Genomic DNA, 22,443 nt, shown 5'->3' on the forward strand with positions numbered 1-22,443 from the left:
GCACTTAATAAAAGAGTAGTTATATAATATTTTTTCAGATTTTATTTACCCTATTAATTAATGTAATTTTCAAAATCAATAGATATTATATTATATTATAATTAGAAAAATTATGCAATATTTATATGAATTTTTTTATTTATTTATTAAAATTTAACATATATTCTGTTTTACCCTTAACCTATAAGTATTATAATTTATATAGTAGGATATTTTTAATCAATTTCATATATACTTCATGTTTAAATATTAAACTAATACTAACAATTTACTAAGTCTAACTTTTAACAGGAGGATCCTAAAATGAAAATTAACTTTTTACCAAGAACTAAATTAGGACGATATAGCGTAATAATTATGGCTTTAACTCTAATATTTTTTATAGTTGGTTCTTTAATGTCTTGGGATTTTTCTTATTACGGATTTAAGTTTATAGCAAAAAATCAAATTCATATAGCTGTATTATTTATTATATTCATCCTGGGAGTCCTAGCTTGTGCTTTAGGTTTTATAGCTATAGATAAAAAAAGAGATAAATCAATTTTAGTACTTATCTCTATAATATTAGGAATAAATAATATTGTTGGATTCTTTAGTTTTATTGCACATATATTTATATAATAATAAAAGTATAGGCTATATAAAAAGTTTATAGCCTATACTTTTATTATTTTAGTTTAAATTTTATTAATAAATTCATATAAAAATTTTTTCCGAATAAAATTATCATAAGCTTTTTAGTATATAATTCGCACCACTTCGAACTATATATATGTTAATAATAATTAAGTAAACTTCATATGTTAGTTTTTTCAATATTTTCATGAAAACGTTTCTTTTTATTTTTTTATTCTAAGCTTCACGTTGTTGACAACATATCTATGCAAGAGTAGTATACCTTAATGTAATGTTAATTATATATGTTTTTAAAACTATTAGGGGGGATAATTAATTTTATGAAATCTAATATAAAAAATATAGTATCTTCTGAGGTGTTTACCAGGAAGCTTACTTATATGTGCAACTATAATTTCTATAACTTTAGCAAATAGTCCATTTTCATCTGTTTATCATCATCTATTGGGAGAATTTAAATTTTTAGGTCACTTTAATATACATATGTTAGTAAATGATTTTTTAATGGCCATATTCTTTTTATTAGTAGGACTAGAAATAAAACATGAATTACTATATGGAAATTTATCTAGCTTCAAAAAAGCTTCTTTTCCTATATTTTCAGCATTGGGTGGAGTGATTGTTCCAGCAATTATATTTATGGTATTTAATAAAGGGACTCAATTTGAAGCTGGCGTTGGAATTCCAATTTCAACTGACATAGCTTTTGCTGTAGGTATTTTTATGATACTAAAAAACAAATTAAATCCAGCTTTAAAAATATTCTTACTTTCTTTAGCTGTTGTAGATGATTTAATCTCTATATTTGTAATTGGATTTTTGTATTCTTCTAATATAAATTTTAAATTTTTATATTTAGCATTGTTTTTTACTTGTATTTTAATATACATGAACATAAGACTTAGAATCAATAAAATTTATCCATATTTGATAATTGGATTTTTTATATGGGGACTTATATATTTAAGTGGTGTTCACGCTACTATAAGTGGTGTTTTAATTGCAATATCAATTCCATCTACTAAGCTTAGAAATGAAAAAAAACCTATTTCATGTAAGTTAGAACATAAATTAAGTCCATTGTGCAATTTATTTATACTACCGCTATTCGCTTTAGCAAATACTGCAATAACCCTAAATTTAAATATAGACATTTCTAGTAGTGATACTTTAATCAAAGGAATTATAGCTGGACTATCAATAGGAAAACCGTTAGGTATAATGACATTTGCATTTATAGCAACAATGCTCGGTCTTACAGAAAAGCCTAAGGGCTCAACTTGGTTATCAATCTTCTCTGTATCAATACTTGCCGGGGTAGGCTTTACAATGTCTATATTCATCTCAGAAATAGCTTTTGCTAATAACCCTGAGTTTGTAAGTATTGCTAAAATTTCTATATTGTTAGCATCCTTAATTTCAATAATTTCAACTTATATAATAGCTACTTTTGCTAGCAAAAATACTGCGTTTAACAAAAGCTATACATTTAAACATAAAAAGACTGCTTAAATAAAAGGCTTGAAACAATAATTTGTTTCAAGCCTTTTATTTTTTCGCTATATAATATACTTAATTTCACTTTTAGGAAATTCATTTAGTATGTTCTCTTTAAAAAATTCTTTCATATCTAATAACTGTTCTTTTGTGTATACGTATTTACCATATCCAAATTGTCCATATTTAAACGTTCTGTGATCATCAACCATTGGAAGAGTAGTTTCTGGGAAAATTTCTATTATCCTATTTTTTGCTTTAGTCGTATATCGATGAGAAATAACTTCAAAAGTCAGTGTTTCATGATAATTTTCAGGTAATGTATCCTTTATATGTTTTATTAATTTTTTATAGTCATCTTTCCAGTTTTCGTATAAAAAAACTGGTGCAATTATAAATCCTATTTTATACCCAGCTTTAGCTGCTTTTGCAGCAGCTTCAATTCTTTTATTAGAAGATGCCGTATAATGCTCATAAGAATCTATTATTTTAGGCGTGTTTATACTAAATCTTATTTCTGTATGATTATTATGATTTATATTTAAAAGACTGTCTATATCGCTATATTTAGTTACAAATCTAAATCTTCCTTTATCTTCTTTCCCAAAAAATTCTATTACACGCTTTAGTGAATTTGTATAAGGTTCCAATGGAATTGGGTCTGATGTTGCAGCTCCCTCGAATATAGTTATCTCTGGCTCTCTTTCATCAATATACTTTTTAGTTTGATTTAATACATCATCCATGTTTACAAAAACTTTTACAAATGGTTTATCTCCTAATTGTGTATTTAAATAACAGTATTCACACCTACCCATACATCCACTTACAATTGGCAATTGATAGTGTGCTGAAGGTTTGCAGGTTTGAAACTTTAAGCTGCTTCTTTTTCCAACAACTAAAGTTTCTTTTCCTGATCTGTATTGTTCAAATAAATTTTCTCCCGGAATGTTGCTCTTTACCCTATTTGATGTTAATTGTATAATTTCTACATTTTTATTGTCTTTCACCATGTCATAAATTTTTTTTCCAATGTATGTATCTATTGAGCCTTTTTCAAATATAACTCTTTTAGGATTAAACATTTTTTCACCTCTCAAAATTAATTATTTCTTATAGCTTCTCCAATTTTACTTAAAGTAAAAGATTCCATGTTAATAATTAATAAATAAATAATAATAAAGTATATGAAAATATTTAGCAAACGTAATTTTATTAAGTACAAAAAATGCAATAGTTTTAACCTATTGCATTTTTATTAATTAACTTATTTTTCTTTGTTCATTTTCATAAGAATTTCTTCACCTTTAGAAACTAATGATTTAGTCATAGCTCCTCCAACTTGTTCTCCAGCAAGAACGTTTTTAGATATTCCTTCTATAGTATTTTGAGGTGCATTACTTTCAACTTTACCACTTATCATATTATAGTTATATCCAAGTTCATTAGCTATTTCCATTTTAAACATATTTAAAGCTTGTTTTGCATTGCTGTTTATTGTTTTACTCATTGAAATACATCCTTTCATTTGTTTTACTTATACAATAGGATGCACTTAATTTTAAATATAATTCAATGGATTATGTTTAAAATTAAATCTAAAAAAGACTCCTATATAGGAGCCTTTTAATATTATAAACAAAATTTCATATTATTTTCCTTGTTTTTCATAGTCACTTAAAAACTTAGCTATTCCTATGTCTGTTAAAGGATGTTTAGCCATTTGTTCTAAAACTTTAAATGGTATAGTCGCTATATCAGATCCTGCCATAGCACACTCTGATACATGTATTGGATTTCTTATACTTGCAGAAATTATTTCTGTTTGCATATTATGAACTTCAAATATGTTTGCTATTTCACTTATAAGCTCTACTCCTATAGCACCTATATCATCTAATCTTCCTACAAATGGACTTACATAAGTTGCCCCTGCTTTAGCTGCAAGTAATGCTTGTTGTGATGAGAATATTAATGTAACATTTGTTTTTATTCCTTTTTCAGTTAATATCTTAACTGCCTTTAATCCCTCTATACACATAGGTATTTTTATAACTATGTTTTTATGTAGTTTAACTAATTCCATAGCTTCTTCAACCATTTTATCACACTCTAAACTTATTACTTCCGCACTTATAGGTCCATCCACTATACTACATATTTCATTTATAACTTCTTGAAGATCTCTACCTTCTTTAGCTATAAGAGATGGATTTGTTGTTACCCCATCTATTATACCCCAAGTATTTGCTTCCTTTATTTCATTTATGTTAGCTGTATCTATAAATATTTTCATTTTTATGTCTCCTTTTTATTTTTATAAAGCTACTATTGCGCCTACTATTAATGCACTTAAAACACTTACACAGAATCCACCTATCATACCTCTAAATGCTAACTCTGCTAGTTGTCCTCTTTTTTCAGGACAGAATACTGATATACCTGATATACAAATTCCCATACTAGATATATTTGCAAAACCTGTTAAAGATATCGCCATCATTAATCCAGTTCTATAGTCAAGAGTGTTTAATATTTGTCCTAATTCTCCAAAAGCAACAAATTCATTTAAAGCTAACTTACTTCCTAATAATTGTCCTGCTGTTAATATACTTTCTTTTGGTATTCCCATGAAAAATCCTATAGGTGCAAATACATAAGATAATATACCTTCTAATGATAACCCTACGATTGAAAGTCCTCCATTAACTAATGCAACTAAAGCTATTATAGCTATTAATGATGCTCCAATTCCAAGTGCCATATGCATTCCATCAGTAGCGCCTTGAGATATCGCTTCCATTATATTACTATTATTTCCTTTATTATCTATTGTTACCTCATCACTATTTATTGTAGTTGCAGCACATTCTACAACAGCAATAGTGCCTGTTCCATTTTCAGTTTCTATTGTTTCACTACTTACTTTTTCAACTTCATATACTTTTTCTGGAAGTATTATTTTAGATATTATTATACTTCCTAAAGGAACTAAAGCTCCTCCTATCAATAAATATTGCATTGGAATTCCAAGACCTGCATATCCACCAAGAACAGTAGCTGACATACTACCCATTCCTGATATTAGAACTAACATTATCTCACTTTCAGTCATACCAGATAAATATTTACTTACAAGTATAGGTGACTCTGTCTGCCCTAAAAACATATTTGCAACTGCCACGAAACTTTCTACTTTACTTGTTCCTAGTACTTTTTCTATTGCTCCTCCTATAAGCTTAACAACAAAACCTATAAGACCTATATAATAAAGTGCTGCTACAAGCGCAGATATAAATATTATATTACCTAAAACTTGAATACCAAATATCATTCCTGTTGGTGCACCTGCATCTGCTAAAGGTCCAAATACAAATCCAAGACCTTGTGCTCCATAACTTAATACTTTTGTTACAACGTCTGATATTTTTTCTATACCCATTCTTCCTAAAGGAAACTTTAATAATAGAAATGCTAAAACTACTTGAATTCCTAAAGCTTTTAATATCATCTTTTTATTGACATCTTTTTTATTTGGAGATACTAAATATAATCCTCCTAATAAAAGAGCTATCCCTACTATATTTAACACTATTGCCATTTTAATCGCCCTCGTTTTTCTATATGATAAGTTTTTTGATTGGTGTGATTTTAATCAGATACTATTTATATTTTTAAATTTCAATAGTATCTGATTAGCTTTATATGTTAGTTTTTAATTTGACGTTAATTATATTTCATGAACTATACTTTTTACTAAACTTAAGAATTGTTCTTTTACTCTTTGAGTAGTTTCTATTACTTCCTCATGATTTAAAGGTTGATCAAGTATTCCTGCTGCCATGTTAGTTATGCAAGATACCCCTATAACATTTAATTTGCTATGAGATGCAACTATTACTTCTGGCACTGTTGACATTCCAACTGCATCAGCTCCTAATATTTGAGCCATTCTTACTTCAGCAGGTGTTTCATATGTTGGTCCAGTGAAGAATGCATACACACCTTCTTTTATATCAATATTTAATTTTTTTGCACATTCTTTAGCTAATTCAACATATTTTGGAGTATATGCAGTTGACATATCTGGGAATCTTACTCCTAGTCTATCATCATTTTTACCTATTAGAGGATTATTTCCACCTAAATTTAAATGATCTTTTATAATCATTAAATCTCCAGGATTAAACTCTTTATTAGCTCCTCCTGCAGCATTTGTTACAAATACAGTTTCCACTCCAAGAGCTTTCATAACCCTTACAGGGAATGTTGTTTCTTGCATTTTATATCCTTCATAAAAATGGAATCTACCTTGCATAGCTACAACATCTTTTCCTTCTAATTTACCTATTACAAGTTGTCCTTTGTGTCCTTCAACTGTTGAAACAGGAAAGTTTGGTATTTCATCATAGCTAATTATCACAGGATTTTCTATTTCATCTCCTAAAACACCTAACCCTGATCCTAGTATAAGTCCTATAGTTGGATTTGAATTTATTTTAGATTTTATATAATTTGCACTTTCTGTTATTTTTTCATATAAGTTGTTCATTATATATACCTCACTTTTCTATTTATGTTTGTTTTTTAAAACGTTTTCTTATTATGTAAATTTTTAATACCCTGTTACTTCTTCATTATTTATTATTTTTATTATAGAACTTGTCCCAAGTCTTTTAGCTCCATTGTCTATAAATCTTTGAGCAGTTTCTAAATCTTTTATTCCTCCTGCAGCTTTGATTAATACATCATTACCTACATTTTCTCTAAATAAAACTATATCTTCTAATGTAGCTCCTCCTGTACTAAAGCCTGTTGAAGTTTTTATAAAATCAGCTTTAGCTTCAGTTACGCACTTACACATTTGTATTTTTTCCTCTTCACTTAAAAGGCATGTTTCGATTATTACCTTTAATACTTTATCTTTACAAGCTTCTTTTATAGATTTTATTTCATTTGTAATTTCTTCAAATTTTTTATCTTTTAACATACCTAAGTTGATTACCATATCAACTTCATCTGCTCCATTATTTATAGCATCCTTTGTTTCAAAAACCTTTACAGCTGTAGTATTATATCCATTTGGGAATCCAATTACTGTACAAACTTTCATATTGTCCCCTACAAATTCTTTTGCTTGCTTTACAAATGATGGTGGAATGCAAACAGATGCCACGTCATATTTCATTGCATCTTCACAAATTATTTTAATATCCTCCCAAGTAGCTGTCTGCTTCAATAAAGTATGATCTACAGTACTTAAAATCATTTTTTTATCCATTGTTACTCTCCTTGTGTCTATTGTTTTTATTGAATTTAATTATTCTATTATTTCATGTATTATAAAGCTTTTTACTGGTTTTTCATTTCTTATATCATAAGCCTCTTGTAATTGTTCTTCAGCTTTTTCAAACTTATCTTTATCACTTGAGTATAAAGTTGCTAAAACATCCCCTACTTTTACAGAGTCACCCATTTTCTTTTCAAGTATTATTCCTGCTCCGTAGTCTAATTCATCATCTTTAGTGTGTCTTCCTGCACCTGTAAGTAATGATGCTATTCCTACTTTTTCTGCATTCAAATCATATACATATCCTTCTTTAGTTGCCTTTACTTGATGTACTAATGGTGATATTTCAAATAGTTCAGGATTCTCTATAACTTTTTGATCTCCACCTTGAAGAGTTGCTAGTTCTTTTAATTTGTTAAGAGCTGAACCATCTTTTAATACGGTTTCAAGTTTTTCTCTTCCTTTTTTAACGTCACGTTCTATATCTCCTATTTTTAGCATTTGAGCCCCTAATTGTAAGCATAATTCTCTTAAATCTTCAGGTCCTTCGCCTTTTAAAACTTCTATAACTTCTTTTAGTTCAAGTGCATTTCCTATTGCATATCCTAAAGGTTCTCCATTTAATGTTATAGCTGCTGATGTTTTTCTACCTAAACTATTTCCTATGTTTACCATAGCAGTAGCAAGTTCTTTTGCATCTTCTGCAGTTTTCATAAATGCTCCTTCACCATACTTAACATCTAATAATATAGCATCAGATCCTGAAGCAATTTTTTTACTCATTATACTTGCAGCTATTAAAGGTATACTATCAACAGTTGCAGTTACATCTCTTAATGCATATATTTTTTTATCTGCTGGAACTAAGTTTTGAGTTTGCCCAGCTATAACTAATCCTGCATTTTTAACCATGTCTTTAAACTTATCTTCATCAACTGATATGTTAAATCCAGGTATAGATTCTAATTTATCTAATGTTCCACCTGTATGTCCTAGTCCTCTACCTGATAGTTTTGCAACCTTACCTCCAGCTGCACATACCATCGGAACTAAAATTAAAGATGTTTTGTCTCCAACTCCCCCAGTACTATGCTTATCTAATTTAATTCCCTCTATCATACTTAAATCTACTACATCCCCTGAGTTAACCATAGCCATAGTAAGGTTTGCTGTTTCTTCTTTAGTGAATCCATTTAAATATATTGCCATCAATAATGCTGATGCTTGATAATCTGGTACTTCACCATTAGTATATTTTTCTATAAAAAACTCTATTTCTTCTTTAGATAATTCCTTTTTATCTCTTTTTTTAGATATGATATCGTATACTCTCATTTTAATATCCCCTTATCTATTAGTTTTATAGTTGTTTAACTTAATCCAGGAATTCAATTGTTCAGAGCTCTTAGGTATTATTATGTTTTTACTTATTATGTCATTTTTAATTAATTCTACATTTTTAATAGTATTTTTTTTAATTTCAACGCTTGATCCTTCTCTTGTATAATCAATTACATTTTCTCCAAGGCCAATCGTGTGTACGCCTGAACTCCATGAATTATTTTTAATATTTTTTACTTCTTGATATATAATGTCATTTGCATATCTTGTGGCAGTTGCTACTATATGTTCAGGAGCAAAAGAATTTTGATTTCCATCTACTCCAAATGCATACTTATTAACTTGCTTTGCTGCTAAAAAAACTCCTATTCCAGATTGTCCTGCTAATTGTTGAATATAAACAGCTCCTTTATTATACATAGAAAGTGCAATTTCTTTTGCTTTTGCAGGGTCTGAAAAATCTCCTACTACAGCTTTCATAACATTTGCATCAGGATTTACATACTTAACTCCAGCTTCAAATCCAATAGCGCCTTCATTTAAATACTCTAAATCTTTTCCTAGTATAATTCCAACTGACTTATTTTCACTATCAGCTAGCTCAAGTCCCGCAATAACTCCATTTAAAAATGTTTGTTGTTCCCATTTCGTACTTATAGAACTAACGTTCGATAGTTCTAATTTAGAATCAATTATAGTAAATTTTTGATTTGGAAACTCTTTCGAAACCTTTTCAACAGCACTTTCTTGCTCTCCTCCAACAGAAATAATTAAATCGTAGTCTTTTAGACTAGCGTACTCTCTAGCAAATTTTTCATAATCATTCTTGCTTTTTGATTGAGTGTAATCAAACTCTATCCCTAATTCTTCTTGAGCTCTTAATATTCCATCATAGCATAAGTCATTAAAAGCCTTATCTCCTAAACCAGCTTCATTAAAAATAATTGCTATCTTTGTGCTTTCATTACTTTTAACCTCTGATTTAGTTTCTTTGCTTTCTTGTTTATAAGCAATTATCATAATTAATAGTAAACCAGTTAATATAACAAGTTTTTTATAGTTTAATTTCATTTATTAATTATTCCCTTCTGCTTTAATAATATTATATTAAATAAAACGTTTTCACTCTATAAACCCTATTGATATAAAGTTTTAATTTTTTGATATGTTTGTATATCTATGTCTAAATATATTGACATTTTTTGCACTATATTGACATAGATATACATTATTCTTTAACTATCTATCATCCTCAGGTGATATTCCTTTAAACTTTTTATAACTTCTTGAAAAATAACTTGCATTTGTATATCCAACTTCTATTGCAATTTGAGAAATTTTCATATCGGTATTCTTTATTAAACTTTCCGCTTTTTTCATTCTATAGTTAGTTAAATAAGAACTAAAGTTTTCTCCAACTTCTTCCTTAAATAACCTTGAAAAATATTCATGTGATAAGAATACATAGTTAGATATATCTTGAAGAGATATGTGCTGTTTATAGTTTTTATGTATATAATCAATTGATTTTTTTATAGTTTTTGAATACCCATCCTTACTTTCACTTAAGGTGTTCTCTTTTTGTAATCTACTTGCCTTGTTCTTTTCTAATTCTTTCTCAGACTCATTTACTTTATCTAAAATTTCTTTTAATTCTTTTGGCCTAATATCTGATTTTACTAAGTATTCATACACTCCACAACTTATAGCTTCTTTTGCATAAGAAAATTCGGCATAATTTGTAAGTAATATAACATAAATATCTGGAAAAACTTCTTTTATCTTTTTTGTAAGTTCTATACCTCCCATTATTGGCATTTTTATGTCACTTATAATTACTTTAGGTTTTAGGTTTAATGCTAATTCATATGCTTCTTTTCCATTTGATGCGCTTGCTAGAACATTAAATTCATCGGAAATATTTGAAATAGTATATGCTATCCAATCTCTTATAGGTGCTTCATCTTCTACTACTATTATATCTAACATATTTACCTCCTAATTTGGCAGTATAAAAGTAATTTTAGTTCCTTTACCTTCTAAACTATCTATCTTTAATCCATAGTCTTGTCCATAATTTAATTGTATTCTTTCATGTACATTTATAACTCCAACACTATTTATGCTAGCTTCTTTATTTAAAACGTGATCTAATTTATCTTTAGACATTCCTATTCCATTGTCTTCTATAATTATTCGTATACTATCCTTTAGACTATAACCTTTTATATTTATATACCCTTTATTATTTTCCTTTTCCATGCTGTATAATATTGCATTTTCTACGATAGGCTGAAGTATAAATGATGGTATTTTATAATCTTTTATCTTTTCATCAAATTCATATTCTACGTCAAAACAATTTGGATATCTCATCTTTTGTAGCTCTACATAATTTTTTATATTTTCTAACTCCTCTTCCAATGTAATCATTTCACTTGCTCTAGGTAAAATACTTCTAAGTAGTTTTGTAAACCTATAAAGCATTTCTTCAGCTACTTCTGTTTTATTCATTGAAACTAAAAATCTTATACCACTTAATGTATTGTATAAAAAATGTGGATTTATTTGCGCTTGTAAAAAGCTTAGTTCAGCTACCCTTTTTTGTTTTTCATACTTCTTAATATCTTCTATTGATTCATGTAACCGTTTTACCATGCTGTTAAAAGAGCTTTGAAGTTGACCTATCTCATCATCTCTATCAACCTCTACTTCTACCTCTAAATTACCTTTCATAACATATTCCATCTTATCCTTTATCTTTAAAATAGGATTTGTTATCCAAACTGATATTTTATATGTAATTATTAGTGCCGGAATGCTTATTAATGCGATTATATAAAGTGTCCTTTGAGCAATTTTATTAGATACTTGCGACATTATATTCGAAGGTATAACTTGAATGATTTTCCATCCATAAGAGTCTATATTAGATTTAATTTCGATATTACTTGAGTTCATATTATGGGAATTTTTATTAGATTTATATTTTGTTCCTATTAATCGTTTATCTTTACTTGAAATTATATTGTCTGTAGAATCCACTATATAAACTGAGGTTCCTTTTTCCAAAAGATCTGAATATCTATCATATAGCATTGTTTCGCTTATATCTATAATTAAAACTCCTAAAGTTTCATTAGTTATAAAATCTTTTATAACTCTACCCATTTTTAATATATTCTTATATGGTCCAATCCCATTTTCATCTCTATATGTATTTATAAGAACTGTATTTCCATTTGCTTTTACTATTTTTTCATACCATTCTTGGTTTTTAATATTTTCTAAATTATACTTATTTTTAGAGTATGTTCCATAGCTCAAACCGTTTTCTCCAACTATGTATAACTCTGGCTTCATATTAAATTTTCCATATTTAAAAATTTGATCCATTAATAAGCCTTCCACATAATCGTAATTTTCTTTGTTTACTGTGTCATCTTGATGTTTATCTTTTGGATTAGATAATATGTCTATTAGCTTGTTATCTGCAACAATATTATTTCCTATACTTTCTACATTTGAAAGCAATATTGAAATATTATTAGATATCTCATCTAATACTTGTAATCTCATTACTTGTATTTCTTCTTGGACAATCTTATTACTATCATTTATAACCCAGGCACTAATAATTCCTGTTATAAATACAATCAAAACAAATATCAATAGAAATAGCTTAAATGTAATGCTATTTGTTTTTATTATAATCACTCCTTTTCTCTTAGATTTCCAACTAATAATTTTATCTTATGTGACTATTTAAATCAATATTTTTATATTTAAAACCAAGTATACAAAAATAAGCATAACAAAATTGTGTATCAATTTTATATGCTTATTTTTATATATTTTATTTATCTTTTCTGTCAACTTCTAACTTAATAGAATCTTTCGGACATTTATAAACACACTTTTTACAGAATATACAATCAGAATCTTCTACTAACCCTTCTTTATATTCCTTTGGTGAAATTCCCATTGGGCACGCTTTTGTACATAAGCCACAACTTACACAGCTATTATTAACTTCTAAGTTTAATTTTCTACCTTTTACTTTTGCTACAACTGCTGATAAAGTTCCCATTGGACAAAAATTACACCATGTTCTCTGACTGTAAAAAAGACCTAAAATAATTCCTATTATAGATGTTATTACTATTATTTTATAAAATACAAACCCTATTCCATATAGGTTTCCCCAATTTTTATATAATCCCATTGAGAAATTAAATATTATAAAAAATACCATAAATGCTCTAAACAATTTACTTTTTAAAATTTTAGGTACTTTCTTTTTAGGCGAAAACCTAGATAGTACATTTTCATAAAAATTGCCTCTTGGACAATAATTTCCACACCAATAACGTCCTTTTCCTGAAAATGCAACTGCAATTGGTGCAACCATACATATTATAGCTATAATAGCAAATCTCATATCAAATAATGATAAAATTAAAAAAGTTAAAAATATTAAATATCCATACTTTTTATAAAGTTCTTTAACCATATTTCTCCTCCTAGTTAAATTTAATTTATCGTATGAATATATAATATAATTATTTGATATTTTTTTCTGTGACTTTGTAACATTTCTTATTTTTTACACTAAGGTCTTCTTGCTCCTTTATAATGCGTTTCATAGTAACCTGTTAATTTTGACTTTTTAATTCCAGCCTTTTCATTTGCAGCATGTACAAATTCATTATTTCCAACATACATCCCTACATGACTTACTCTACCTTTTCCCATAGTATCAAAGAATACTAAATCTCCTACTTGTAAGTCTTTTTTATCTACAGCTTTTCCAAATTTACTTTGTTCATATGAAGTTCTTGGTATGTCTTTTCCTAATGCATTTTTATAAACATATTGAACTAATCCTGAACAATCAAAAGAATTAGGTCCAGTAGCTCCCCACACATATCTATTGCCTACTTTGCTTTCTATTAACTCAACCGCTTTATCCATATTATTAGATGTATATATATTTGTATTATTTTTTTCTACCGGTTTTGCGGCATTCACTAATGAGCTTTCTACATTAGTTTTATTTGAATTTTGGTTGTAATCGCTAATCTTACTGCTATTTATATTGCTTTGCAGTGTTTGCAATGAATCCAAACTATGTTCATCTTGATTATTATTGCAATGACAACTACACTTGCAATTGTTTGTTGGAATATTTTCTATTGCATTTTCTAAAATTAAATTAAATAAATCAGAGTTATTATTAAACTCATTTTTATTATTTGTATTTGCTTGATTTACTGCATTTAAAAGCTTAATTGTGACTAATTGGCTTACATCCATTCTTGATCTCCTTGTTCTATATTTTTTTAAAATAACAAAAAATAACCATATATATTTAATACGGTTATTTTTTAATTTTATTTAGTTTTAATTTGTATTTACTTTATAGCTTCTAAAAACTTAATAATCTCACTAGATGTAATATTTATTTGCTCTTTATTACTTATTAAAGATTTTCCATCACCTTTTTGTTCTCCATAGTCTCCAAATCCAGCATGATTTCCTCCTGGAATTTCAATAAATTTAGAGTTTTCAGGCATTACTTTTTTTGCATTTTTTACTTTATTTAAGTCTGCAACTTTATCATTACTTCCCCATAAAGATAATACATTTATCCCACTCTTTGTAAAATCCTTATTATCTTTAGGATATGATGCTAACAGCACTAAACCCTTTATTTTATTATCTTTTAATGCATAATCAGAAGCCATAACCCCACCTAATGAGTGACCTCCTATAACCCATGAATTTATATCTGGGTACTCATCTAATATATTCTTAGCTTTATTAGGTGATAAAATTGCTAAATTGAATTTCATTTTACTTAATATAACAGGATAGCCTTTAGACGCTATTTCTCTAGCCATGGGCGAATATGCACTATTTTCTACTTTAGCCCCTGGGTAAAAAACAAATCCAACTTTCTTTTTATTTGATTTAGGATTAAAGAAAATATCCCCATTTTGATCAGTTTCAACTTTTACATTAGAATCTGACTTTAATGACTCTATAGCATATGATTGTGATTTATAATAAGAACTTGTATAAATAAAAAATATACCTACTAGTATGCCTAAAATAGCAACTATACTAATACTAATCTTAAATTTTAGAGATTTTTTTTTCATTATTCTGCTCCTTTTTTAATTTTCATTTTAATCCTATAATATATTCTTAGTTTTGTCTATATGATAGTTGTTTATATCAAATATTTCAAAACAAATAAAAAGTGCTAATAGATTTAATCTATTAACACTTTTTATTTGTTTTGAATTTTTATTTTATTCTCAAGTAAAGAATCATAAATAGGTGGGCAATTTAATAAATTTGCAACCATATAAGCAACTCCACAAACAACTATACTAGGCCCTAATTGAGTAAATGCTCCACTCATTTCAAATACTAGTATTAGTCCAGTAATAGGAGCTCTTACAACTGAAGCAAACATCCCTGCCATTGATAGTATTATTATATTATTTATTAAATTCGCATCTATCCCTACTAGGAATAAACTTGTTTTTGCAAATATAATTCCAACTAAACTGCCTAAAGTTAATATAGGAAACAATATTCCCCCAGGCGTATTAGGAGCAAAACTTATAAGTGAGAATATGTATTTAGAGGCTAAAAGAATTATAGCCATTTTTATAGTTACTCCGCTAGAAAATAAATTGTTTATAAGGTCATCTCCTCCACCTAGCACTTGTGGTAAAAATATACCAAATAAAATTGCAAACATAAATGAAATTATCATTTTGTATCTTGTTTTACAGTTTATACTAGAAAAAATATCTATAGTTTTAAGTAATCCTTTATTGTATATAACTCCACAAACGCCAATTACAATACCTAAAATAACTAAAAGTATATAATATTTAGACGGAATAGATATAAGCTTATTTATTTTTAAAGTATGTTGTTCTCCAAAAAATACCCAAGTTACTAAATCTGAACTTACACATGCTGCTATAGATGTTACAAATATCATCGGAGAAAAGCTTTTATGTACTTCCTCTAAAACAAACATAACTCCTGCAAATGGAGCATTAAAAGCTGCTGCGAGACCTGCTCCTGCTCCACTTGAATACAAATAATTGCTTTCTAATTTATCTAATTTCAACTTAGATGATATCCCATGTGCAAAGCTTGCAGCAAGTTGAATTGATGGTCCTTCTATTCCTAATGATAAGCCAGCACCCATAGCTAATACTCCATTTATAAACTTACTTTTTAAAATTTTAAAAGAATGTATTATATTTAATTTTCCTTTTAAACAACCTTCAATTTGTGGAATACCACTGCCTGATATCATAGGCTCCTTCTCTACTGAATACCCTACTACATACCCGATAATAGCAAACACTAGTATTCCTAAAATTGTATATATAAAATGTTCTGACATTAGATGGTATGCTCTCAAACTTATCTTTTGAGCGTAGCTTGTACAAAGTCTATACATAGATACTACAAATCCACCACATCCTCCTATTACTATACTTTTTAGGATAATTTTCAAATTATCTTTAGCATTTTCCATTGTATCACCTCAAAATAATATTACCCTTCATTTGAGTATATCTAACTATAAAGTTAAATTTGAATTTTATATTTCTAATATGTATTAAATTTTAAAAATAATAAAAATATAAAAAATATATTGACATATAAAAAAAATAGCTTTATTATTTAAATCAATAACAAAATCTAATTTTAAATGCTATGAAAAGAAATAGTAAAAGTAATTATCTTTAACAGAGAGCTACCGTTTGGTGAGAGGTGCAATTGATTTTACTTTGAACACATCTTTGAGCTGAACACCGAAAGGATATTCTCTTAGTAGGCTGATTCCGGATTCCCTGCACCCGTTATAGTGCTAGAGTATAAGCAAATATTATTTGCCGTACTCAAAGAGGTTAGTATCGCGAGATATTAATAAAATAGAGGTGGAACCACGTGAGATTTAACTCCCGTCCTCTAGCATTAGCTAGAGGATGGGAGTTTTTTAGTTTATTTCATTATGCGCGCAGAGAAATATACTCAAATATAATTTTAAACTTACTATTTAAGGAGATATTAAATGAAAAATATGATTAAAGTTTCAAGTTTATTCTTGTTAGTGTTTTTAGCTATTTTATCATTAACAGGATGTTATAATTCTAATAAAAATGCACAAAAGCATAATGAAAATACCGTTATCGTAGGGTATGATAATACGTTTGTACCTATGGGTTTTTTAAATGATAAAGGAATTCCATCAGGCTTTGATATAGATTTAGCAAAAGAAGTTTTTTCTAGACTCAATAAGAAAGTTAAATTTCAAAATATAGATTGGTCGATGAAGGATGTAGAATTAAATTCAGGAAATATTGATGTTTTATGGAATGGTTATACATTAACCGATGAAAGACGTAAAAAAGTTGATTATTCTAATCCTTATTTAAATAATAATCAAGTTATTGTTACAATGAAAAACTCATCTATTAAAAACATAGACGATTTAAAAAATAAAATAGTTGCAACTCAACAAGGAAGTTCAGGACTTGATATGCTTGAGAAAGATGCTAAATTGGTCAATACCTTTAATAACAAGGCTCCTATCCTTTACGATACTTTTGATAATGCTTTTAGAGATTTAGAGTCTAATCGAATTGACGCAGTTGTAGTTGATGAAGTCTTAGCAAAATATTATATAGCTAAGTCTAAAAATAAAAATTTCAAAATTTCAAATGATATTTTAGGCAAAGAAGTTTTTGTAGTTGGTTTTAAAAAAGGCAATATAAAGCTTCGTGATAAAGTAAATAATGCTTTAGATGAAGTAAAACAAGATAAAACATTCGATAAAATTTATAATAAATGGTTTAACCAATAGGAGGTTCTTATGTTAGAAGGTTTAAAGTTAGTTTTAATAATATTTTTATTTACGCTTATAATTTCAATACCACTAGGAGTACTAATTTCATTTTGCAGACTATCTAGTTTGAAATCTCTAAATTTTTTAGCTAAAACTTACTTGTTAGTTTTTCGAGGAACTCCACTACTACTACAATTAATTTTTATATTTTATGGTTTACCTCTTATAGGCATTGTATTTGATAGATTTACAGTTGCAATGCTTGCTTTTTCATTAAACTACAGTGCATACTTTGCAGAAATTTTTAGAGGAGGAATTCAGTCAATAGATAAAGGTCAGTATGAAGCTTGTCTAATGTTAGGACTTGATAAAAAGCTCACTTTTATAAAAATAATTCTTCCTCAGGTTTTTAAAACTATTTTATCTCCAATATCAAACGAAGTTATCACCTTAATAAAAGATACTTCCCTTGTATATATTTTAGGGTTGAATGATATTTTAAGAATAGCTCAAATAAATTCAAATAGAACTTTAAGTTTAATTCCCCTGCTAGAGGTTGGAGCTTTGTACTTGATATTAATATTTATTTTAAGTAACATATTCAAAACTTTAGAACAAAAACTTTCATATTATAATTAGGAGACATACAATGATAATAGTAAATAATTTAAATAAATCCTTTGGTAGTACTACGGTTTTGCAAAATACATCTTTAAGTATAGATCCAGGCGAAATATGTGTTTTACTTGGAAAATCGGGTAGCGGTAAAACTACTTTACTTAGATGTATATGTGGACTTGAAAGCTTTGATAGTGGGAAAATAATTATAAATGGGAATATTGTTAATAGTTATAAAGATATATTGAATTTAAAAGGCGAGATTGGTATGGTATTTCAAAATTTCAACTTATTTCCTCATATGTCTGTTTGTGAAAATATAACTTTATCTCCAGTAAATATTTTAAAACAAAATAAATTTGATGCAGTTGAAAATGCACTGTCTTTATTAAAGAAATTAAAATTAGAAGATAAGTATAATGCTTACCCTTTTGAACTTTCTGGAGGTCAAAAACAAAGAGTTGCTATAGCTCGTGCATTAGCTTTAAATCCTAAAGTATTGTGTTTAGATGAACCTACATCTGCCTTAGACTCATATAATATAGACATTTTAAAAGAAATACTTTTCATCTTAAAAGAAAACAAAACATCTATATTAATAGTTACTCACGATAAAAATTTTGCAAAATCAGTTGGAGATAAAATTATTACTATGGAAAATGGATGTATACAAATTTAATTTTTACAATTAAAAGGATATTATGATTTTTAGTCTAATATATCTAATATAATAGTTAATTAGATTTAATAGTATAAGTTAAATTTAAATGTAGGGGGCTATTTCATGGCAGTTTTTACTTTGTTTTTATTTTTATTCTTTTTATTTTATATGTATTGTTTAAAAAACGAAAAACTAATACTTCAATATGAAACTTTGGATTCTAATTATTAATTTTTAAAAAAATAAAAGACTATATAATAGAAAATCTATTATATAGTCTTTTATTTAGTTGGTATTAGTTATATGTTTTGCAAATGGTACTTTAATGTTAAATTCAGTTTCCATATTGTCACTTTCTACATCTATAGAGCACTTATAACCTTCTAATAACTTTTTAATTGAATATAGTCCATATCCTCTATTTTCGCCTTTAGATGAATATGCCATTTCAAATATTTTTTTAGTATCTTTTATTTTTGAACCATTATTCTTAATGCAAATATTATAATAACTTTCTTCTTCGTAAATGTCTACATGAACGTATTTGTAATCTTTTTCAGAAAATTTTAGTTCATCAATTGCATTATCTATTATATTTAAGAGTATAGAACTTATTTCTGAATCTGTTAATTCTATATTTTCTAGTATGCTATCAATACACGCAGTCAAATCTATATTATATTTAGATGCTCTTAATTTTTTCGTATTTAATATAGCATCTATGCAGTGATTGCCCGTTACAAAATCGACAGATACATTACTATCATAATCTGCCATGCTTAAAATATATCTTCTTGCATCTTCAATTTTACCACTTGTAACTTGCATAAGAATTATTTGCAAATGATTCATATAATCATGTCTTTGAATTCTCAGTGCATCTACACTATCTTCCATTTGTTTTAAGTTTTTTTCCATTAAACTTTTTTCTAATTCATTTAGAGCTTTTCTTTTATCATAATTTATTACCATAAAAATTAAGACAATCAGTATTAATATTAATGATAGCACTACAAAAATTCTTGCTATAATTTCTGCATCGTAGTGCATTCCACTTACACTGTATAAAAGTAAAATTAAAATTCCAATTATAGCCATTATTAATACACTTACATATAAAAGTACTTGTTGTGCGTACTTATTTTTTTCTGATATGCTTTTTAAATCCATAGTTTTCTTAAAATATTTATATTTTATTAGCTTCATAAAAATAGCCATAAATAAAATAGCCATATAACATGCTAGAATTCTTAATAGTGGATTATTCAATATAAAATCAAGGTTTACTCCCATAACATTTATAAGAGTAATTGTTATTACTTCTGATGTCATTCTTATTCCTAATACTATAGCAGTTATAATAAATGATTGAGCTATATTTAGATTACTAAAAAATTTTACAATTATGGCTGAAGCAACAAATAGTAAAACATTGCTAACTCCTAAAGGAACATTATTTTTCAAAAAATACATTACCAATATATACATAAATGACATATATACTATATCTTTCCGTTTAATATCTTTAATTGCTATTCCAATAGAAAAAAACATAACTAAAGCTTCTGGGATACCCATTAAAATTATATTTGAAATACTTATATTAATCACCCCTTGCACGAGCCTCTATTTATCATCATTTTTTTACATTTATCTACATTTTCATATTAACATATCTATAATATTTTTACTACAATTTAAATATAAGTTTATAACTTTATTTTCTATGTTTTTCTTATAAACTAACTATTTTTCAAAAAATAAAAAAAAGATTTGAGTTACCTCAAATCTTTTTTTATTAGAATAATAATATTAAACCAACTATCATAGCTGATAAAGTACTAACTAAGAAACCACCTATCATACCTCTAAATGCTATGTTAGATATCTCTGTTCTTCTTTCAGGACAAAATACTGATATTCCTGATATACAAATACCTATACTTGATATATTTGCGAAACCTGCTAAAGATATTGATATAACTAGAGCAGTTCTAGGATCAAGTGTATTGATTATTTGTCCTAAGTCCCCAAATGCTATGAATTCATTTAATACCATTTTACTTCCTAGTAATTGTCCAGCTGTTAATACATGTGAAGGATCAAGTCCCATTAATAATGCAAGTGGAGCAAATACGTATGATAATATTTGTTGTAAAGATAATCCTACTATACCTAAACCACCATTAACTAAAGCAACTAATCCTGTTATAGCTATTAATGCTGCTCCTATACCAAATGCCATTTGCATACCATTAGTAGCACCTTCTGATATAGCTGACATTATGTTTGTATGTGCACCTTTTCTATCCATTTCTACCTTTTCAACAACTTCTTCATGTTGAGTTTCAGGTATTAATAGCTTAGAAACTATTATACTACTTATTGGAACTAACGCTCCTGCTATAAGTAAGTTTTCCATAGGTATTCCCATTCCTACATATCCCATTAAAACAGTAGCTGACATACTTCCCATACCAGATACTAAAACTAACATAAGTTCACTTGTAGTCATTAAATGTAAGTATTTACTTACAAGTATTGGAGATTCTGTTTGACCTAAGAACATATTAGCAACTGCAACGAAACTTTCTACCGCACTTGTTCCTAATACCTTTTGTATTGCACCACCAATTACTTTAACTATAAAGTTTATAATTCCTAAGTAATAAAGAGCTCCAACTAATGCTCCTATAAATACTATGTTACCAAGAACTGATATTGCAAATATGAATCCACTTTTTCCATCAGCTAATGGTCCAAATACGAAAGTTAAACCTTCCATTCCATAACCTAATACATTAGTTACAAAGTCAGAAACTACTTGTACAACAGTTCTACCTATAGGGAATTTTACTAGGAAAAAGGCAAGTACAAATTGTATTAGTAAAGCCTTTCCTATCAATTTCTTATTTACCGACGATTTGTCAGAAGATGCTAGGTAAAGTCCAGCTAATAACACTATGATTCCTAAAATGTTTAAAATTATTGACATAGCTTTCTCCTTTTTCTTTAGTTTTCTCAATAATATATTATACACTATTTTCGACATTTTTCTACCACTTTTTGATTATTTTTACAATTTAATTTATTTATGTGGTTTAATTAGTCATTTATACTACTTATTCTCTGCATTTTTGAGGTTTTTATTTATACTTTATGTAAAAATGGGATATCATAAATATCCCATTTTAACTTTTAAGCTTCCAGCTTATTTTAACTATATTCTCAATGTTTTTTTTGATCTATTGCTAATCTATTTGCTGCAAATAAATTTATATTAGAAAAAGCATCAACGCTAACATTTGGCTTGTATATAATTATATCTCTACAAGCTATATATTTATGATGGTGTATAACACTTACATTAGAAATTAATCGGCTTATATTATTATCTAGTAAATAATCTACTATTCTACCTAAATTCATTTCAGATGTATTTTTAACGTAAAAATTTTTAGTATTTGTATCAAAAATCAATATATTTGGAGTGTTATTTATATCATTACATAC

At 27.4% G+C, this 22,443-nt stretch carries 22 protein-coding genes and 1 other annotated feature; of the genes, 5 read left to right on the forward strand and 17 right to left on the reverse strand.

Features of this window, described 5'->3' with window-relative positions:
• Positions 1–303 precede the first annotated feature (303 nt).
• Together RWY47_RS13265 and nhaA are read left to right on the forward strand one after the other, a co-directional pair.
• Positions 304–621, forward strand: a complete 318-nt coding sequence (locus tag RWY47_RS13265) for a hypothetical protein (protein ID WP_021430456.1) — start codon at positions 304–306, stop codon at positions 619–621.
• A gap of 393 nt (positions 622–1,014) precedes the next feature.
• Positions 1,015–2,148, forward strand: a complete 1,134-nt coding sequence (gene nhaA / locus RWY47_RS13270; RefSeq protein WP_332843901.1) for a Na+/H+ antiporter NhaA — start codon at positions 1,015–1,017, stop codon at positions 2,146–2,148.
• A gap of 47 nt (positions 2,149–2,195) precedes the next feature.
• Here nhaA and splB read toward each other — a convergent pair whose 3' ends face one another.
• From splB to RWY47_RS13340, 14 genes are all read right to left on the reverse strand, one after another.
• Positions 2,196–3,218, reverse strand: a complete 1,023-nt coding sequence (gene splB / locus RWY47_RS13275) for a spore photoproduct lyase (protein WP_142729670.1) — start codon at positions 3,216–3,218, stop codon at positions 2,196–2,198.
• A 182-nt stretch (positions 3,219–3,400) separates the two neighbouring features.
• Complete coding sequence (locus RWY47_RS13280; RefSeq protein WP_021430459.1) at positions 3,401–3,643, reverse strand: small, acid-soluble spore protein, alpha/beta type; 243 nt, start codon at positions 3,641–3,643, stop codon at positions 3,401–3,403.
• A 141-nt stretch (positions 3,644–3,784) separates the two neighbouring features.
• Positions 3,785–4,429 carry a fructose-6-phosphate aldolase gene (gene fsa, locus RWY47_RS13285; RefSeq protein ID WP_021430460.1) on the reverse strand — a complete coding sequence of 215 codons (645 nt, stop codon included), beginning with the start codon at positions 4,427–4,429 and terminating at the stop codon, positions 3,785–3,787.
• 21 nt (positions 4,430–4,450) lie between these two features.
• Positions 4,451–5,734 (reverse strand): NupC/NupG family nucleoside CNT transporter, encoded by a 1,284-nt coding sequence (locus RWY47_RS13290; protein WP_021430461.1) that lies wholly within the window; start codon positions 5,732–5,734, stop codon positions 4,451–4,453.
• 129 nt (positions 5,735–5,863) lie between these two features.
• Positions 5,864–6,685 carry a purine-nucleoside phosphorylase gene (locus tag RWY47_RS13295; protein ID WP_021430462.1) on the reverse strand — a complete coding sequence of 274 codons (822 nt, stop codon included), beginning with the start codon at positions 6,683–6,685 and terminating at the stop codon, positions 5,864–5,866.
• A 63-nt stretch (positions 6,686–6,748) separates the two neighbouring features.
• Entirely contained in the window at positions 6,749–7,414 is a 666-nt protein-coding gene (deoC, locus tag RWY47_RS13300) for a deoxyribose-phosphate aldolase (protein ID WP_025162429.1), read from the reverse strand.
• A gap of 39 nt (positions 7,415–7,453) precedes the next feature.
• Complete coding sequence (locus RWY47_RS13305; RefSeq protein WP_224170289.1) at positions 7,454–8,758, reverse strand: pyrimidine-nucleoside phosphorylase; 1,305 nt, start codon at positions 8,756–8,758, stop codon at positions 7,454–7,456.
• Positions 8,759–8,770: 12 nt separating this feature from the next.
• The gene (locus RWY47_RS13310) at positions 8,771–9,835 is read right to left on the reverse strand and encodes a BMP family lipoprotein (protein WP_224170288.1); all 1,065 of its coding nucleotides are present in this window, start codon (positions 9,833–9,835) and stop codon (positions 8,771–8,773) included.
• 168 nt (positions 9,836–10,003) lie between these two features.
• Positions 10,004–10,753: a response regulator transcription factor gene (locus RWY47_RS13315; RefSeq protein ID WP_021430466.1), complete on the reverse strand. Its 750-nt coding sequence runs from the start codon at positions 10,751–10,753 to the stop codon at positions 10,004–10,006.
• A 9-nt stretch (positions 10,754–10,762) separates the two neighbouring features.
• The gene (locus RWY47_RS13320) at positions 10,763–12,481 is read right to left on the reverse strand and encodes a cache domain-containing sensor histidine kinase (protein WP_316030349.1); all 1,719 of its coding nucleotides are present in this window, start codon (positions 12,479–12,481) and stop codon (positions 10,763–10,765) included.
• A gap of 139 nt (positions 12,482–12,620) precedes the next feature.
• Positions 12,621–13,277: a 4Fe-4S binding protein gene (locus RWY47_RS13325; protein ID WP_224170286.1), complete on the reverse strand. Its 657-nt coding sequence runs from the start codon at positions 13,275–13,277 to the stop codon at positions 12,621–12,623.
• Positions 13,278–13,375: 98 nt separating this feature from the next.
• Positions 13,376–14,080: a C40 family peptidase gene (locus tag RWY47_RS13330; RefSeq protein WP_150842804.1), complete on the reverse strand. Its 705-nt coding sequence runs from the start codon at positions 14,078–14,080 to the stop codon at positions 13,376–13,378.
• Positions 14,081–14,178: 98 nt separating this feature from the next.
• A complete protein-coding gene (locus tag RWY47_RS13335; RefSeq protein WP_224170285.1) occupies positions 14,179–14,928 on the reverse strand; it encodes an alpha/beta hydrolase in 750 nt (249 codons plus the stop codon).
• A gap of 131 nt (positions 14,929–15,059) precedes the next feature.
• A complete protein-coding gene (locus tag RWY47_RS13340; protein ID WP_025162435.1) occupies positions 15,060–16,337 on the reverse strand; it encodes a ClC family H(+)/Cl(-) exchange transporter in 1,278 nt (425 codons plus the stop codon).
• A 173-nt stretch (positions 16,338–16,510) separates the two neighbouring features.
• Positions 16,511–16,778 (forward strand) — a binding site (T-box leader).
• A 99-nt stretch (positions 16,779–16,877) separates the two neighbouring features.
• Between RWY47_RS13340 and RWY47_RS13345 the strand changes: the two genes are divergently transcribed.
• Genes RWY47_RS13345 through RWY47_RS13355 form a run of 3 tightly spaced genes read left to right on the forward strand, consistent with a single transcriptional unit; the run spans position 16,878 to position 18,948 of the window.
• The gene (locus RWY47_RS13345) at positions 16,878–17,669 is read left to right on the forward strand and encodes an amino acid ABC transporter substrate-binding protein (RefSeq protein ID WP_224170284.1); all 792 of its coding nucleotides are present in this window, start codon (positions 16,878–16,880) and stop codon (positions 17,667–17,669) included.
• Between the two features lie 9 nt (positions 17,670–17,678).
• On the forward strand, positions 17,679–18,290 hold the full coding sequence (locus RWY47_RS13350; protein WP_224170283.1) for an amino acid ABC transporter permease: 612 nt from the start codon (positions 17,679–17,681) through the stop codon (positions 18,288–18,290).
• A 10-nt stretch (positions 18,291–18,300) separates the two neighbouring features.
• Entirely contained in the window at positions 18,301–18,948 is a 648-nt protein-coding gene (locus tag RWY47_RS13355; protein ID WP_195335027.1) for an amino acid ABC transporter ATP-binding protein, read from the forward strand.
• A gap of 267 nt (positions 18,949–19,215) precedes the next feature.
• On the opposite strand, the gene RWY47_RS13360 is transcribed toward RWY47_RS13355, so the two are convergent.
• The 3 genes from RWY47_RS13360 to RWY47_RS13370 form a co-directional block, all read right to left on the reverse strand.
• Positions 19,216–20,541, reverse strand: a complete 1,326-nt coding sequence (locus RWY47_RS13360) for a sensor histidine kinase (RefSeq protein ID WP_316030350.1) — start codon at positions 20,539–20,541, stop codon at positions 19,216–19,218.
• A gap of 187 nt (positions 20,542–20,728) precedes the next feature.
• Complete coding sequence (locus RWY47_RS13365) at positions 20,729–21,925, reverse strand: NupC/NupG family nucleoside CNT transporter (protein ID WP_224170281.1); 1,197 nt, start codon at positions 21,923–21,925, stop codon at positions 20,729–20,731.
• 233 nt (positions 21,926–22,158) lie between these two features.
• Positions 22,159–22,443, reverse strand: a 285-nt coding sequence (locus RWY47_RS13370) for a hypothetical protein (RefSeq protein ID WP_316030351.1), incomplete at its 5' end; no start/stop codon positions are given.

The sequence above is a fragment of the Paraclostridium sp. MRS3W1 genome (assembly GCF_032465715.1).
Classification (GTDB): Bacteria; Bacillota; Clostridia; order Peptostreptococcales; family Peptostreptococcaceae; genus Paraclostridium; species Paraclostridium dentum.

Excerpts from the sequence above, each read along its gene's own strand:
- RWY47_RS13350 (WP_224170283.1), top strand. The coding sequence starts at position 17,679 with ATGTTAGAAGGTTTAAAGTTAGTTTTAATAATATTTTTATTTACGCTT.
- RWY47_RS13330 (WP_150842804.1), bottom strand. The coding sequence starts at position 14,080 with ATGGATGTAAGCCAATTAGTCACAATTAAGCTTTTAAATGCAGTAAAT.
- RWY47_RS13295 (WP_021430462.1), bottom strand. The coding sequence starts at position 6,685 with ATGAACAACTTATATGAAAAAATAACAGAAAGTGCAAATTATATAAAA.
- RWY47_RS13335 (WP_224170285.1), bottom strand. The coding sequence starts at position 14,928 with ATGAAAAAAAAATCTCTAAAATTTAAGATTAGTATTAGTATAGTTGCT.
- RWY47_RS13340 (WP_025162435.1), bottom strand. The coding sequence starts at position 16,337 with ATGGAAAATGCTAAAGATAATTTGAAAATTATCCTAAAAAGTATAGTA.
- deoC (WP_025162429.1), bottom strand. The coding sequence starts at position 7,414 with ATGGATAAAAAAATGATTTTAAGTACTGTAGATCATACTTTATTGAAG.
- RWY47_RS13280 (WP_021430459.1), bottom strand. The coding sequence starts at position 3,643 with ATGAGTAAAACAATAAACAGCAATGCAAAACAAGCTTTAAATATGTTT.
- RWY47_RS13290 (WP_021430461.1), bottom strand. The coding sequence starts at position 5,734 with ATGGCAATAGTGTTAAATATAGTAGGGATAGCTCTTTTATTAGGAGGA.
- RWY47_RS13315 (WP_021430466.1), bottom strand. The coding sequence starts at position 10,753 with ATGTTAGATATAATAGTAGTAGAAGATGAAGCACCTATAAGAGATTGG.
- RWY47_RS13305 (WP_224170289.1), bottom strand. The coding sequence starts at position 8,758 with ATGAGAGTATACGATATCATATCTAAAAAAAGAGATAAAAAGGAATTA.
- splB (WP_142729670.1), bottom strand. The coding sequence starts at position 3,218 with ATGTTTAATCCTAAAAGAGTTATATTTGAAAAAGGCTCAATAGATACA.
- RWY47_RS13325 (WP_224170286.1), bottom strand. The coding sequence starts at position 13,277 with ATGGTTAAAGAACTTTATAAAAAGTATGGATATTTAATATTTTTAACT.
- RWY47_RS13345 (WP_224170284.1), top strand. The coding sequence starts at position 16,878 with ATGAAAAATATGATTAAAGTTTCAAGTTTATTCTTGTTAGTGTTTTTA.
- fsa (WP_021430460.1), bottom strand. The coding sequence starts at position 4,429 with ATGAAAATATTTATAGATACAGCTAACATAAATGAAATAAAGGAAGCA.
- RWY47_RS13265 (WP_021430456.1), top strand. The coding sequence starts at position 304 with ATGAAAATTAACTTTTTACCAAGAACTAAATTAGGACGATATAGCGTA.
- RWY47_RS13355 (WP_195335027.1), top strand. The coding sequence starts at position 18,301 with ATGATAATAGTAAATAATTTAAATAAATCCTTTGGTAGTACTACGGTT.
- RWY47_RS13365 (WP_224170281.1), bottom strand. The coding sequence starts at position 21,925 with ATGTCAATAATTTTAAACATTTTAGGAATCATAGTGTTATTAGCTGGA.
- RWY47_RS13310 (WP_224170288.1), bottom strand. The coding sequence starts at position 9,835 with ATGAAATTAAACTATAAAAAACTTGTTATATTAACTGGTTTACTATTA.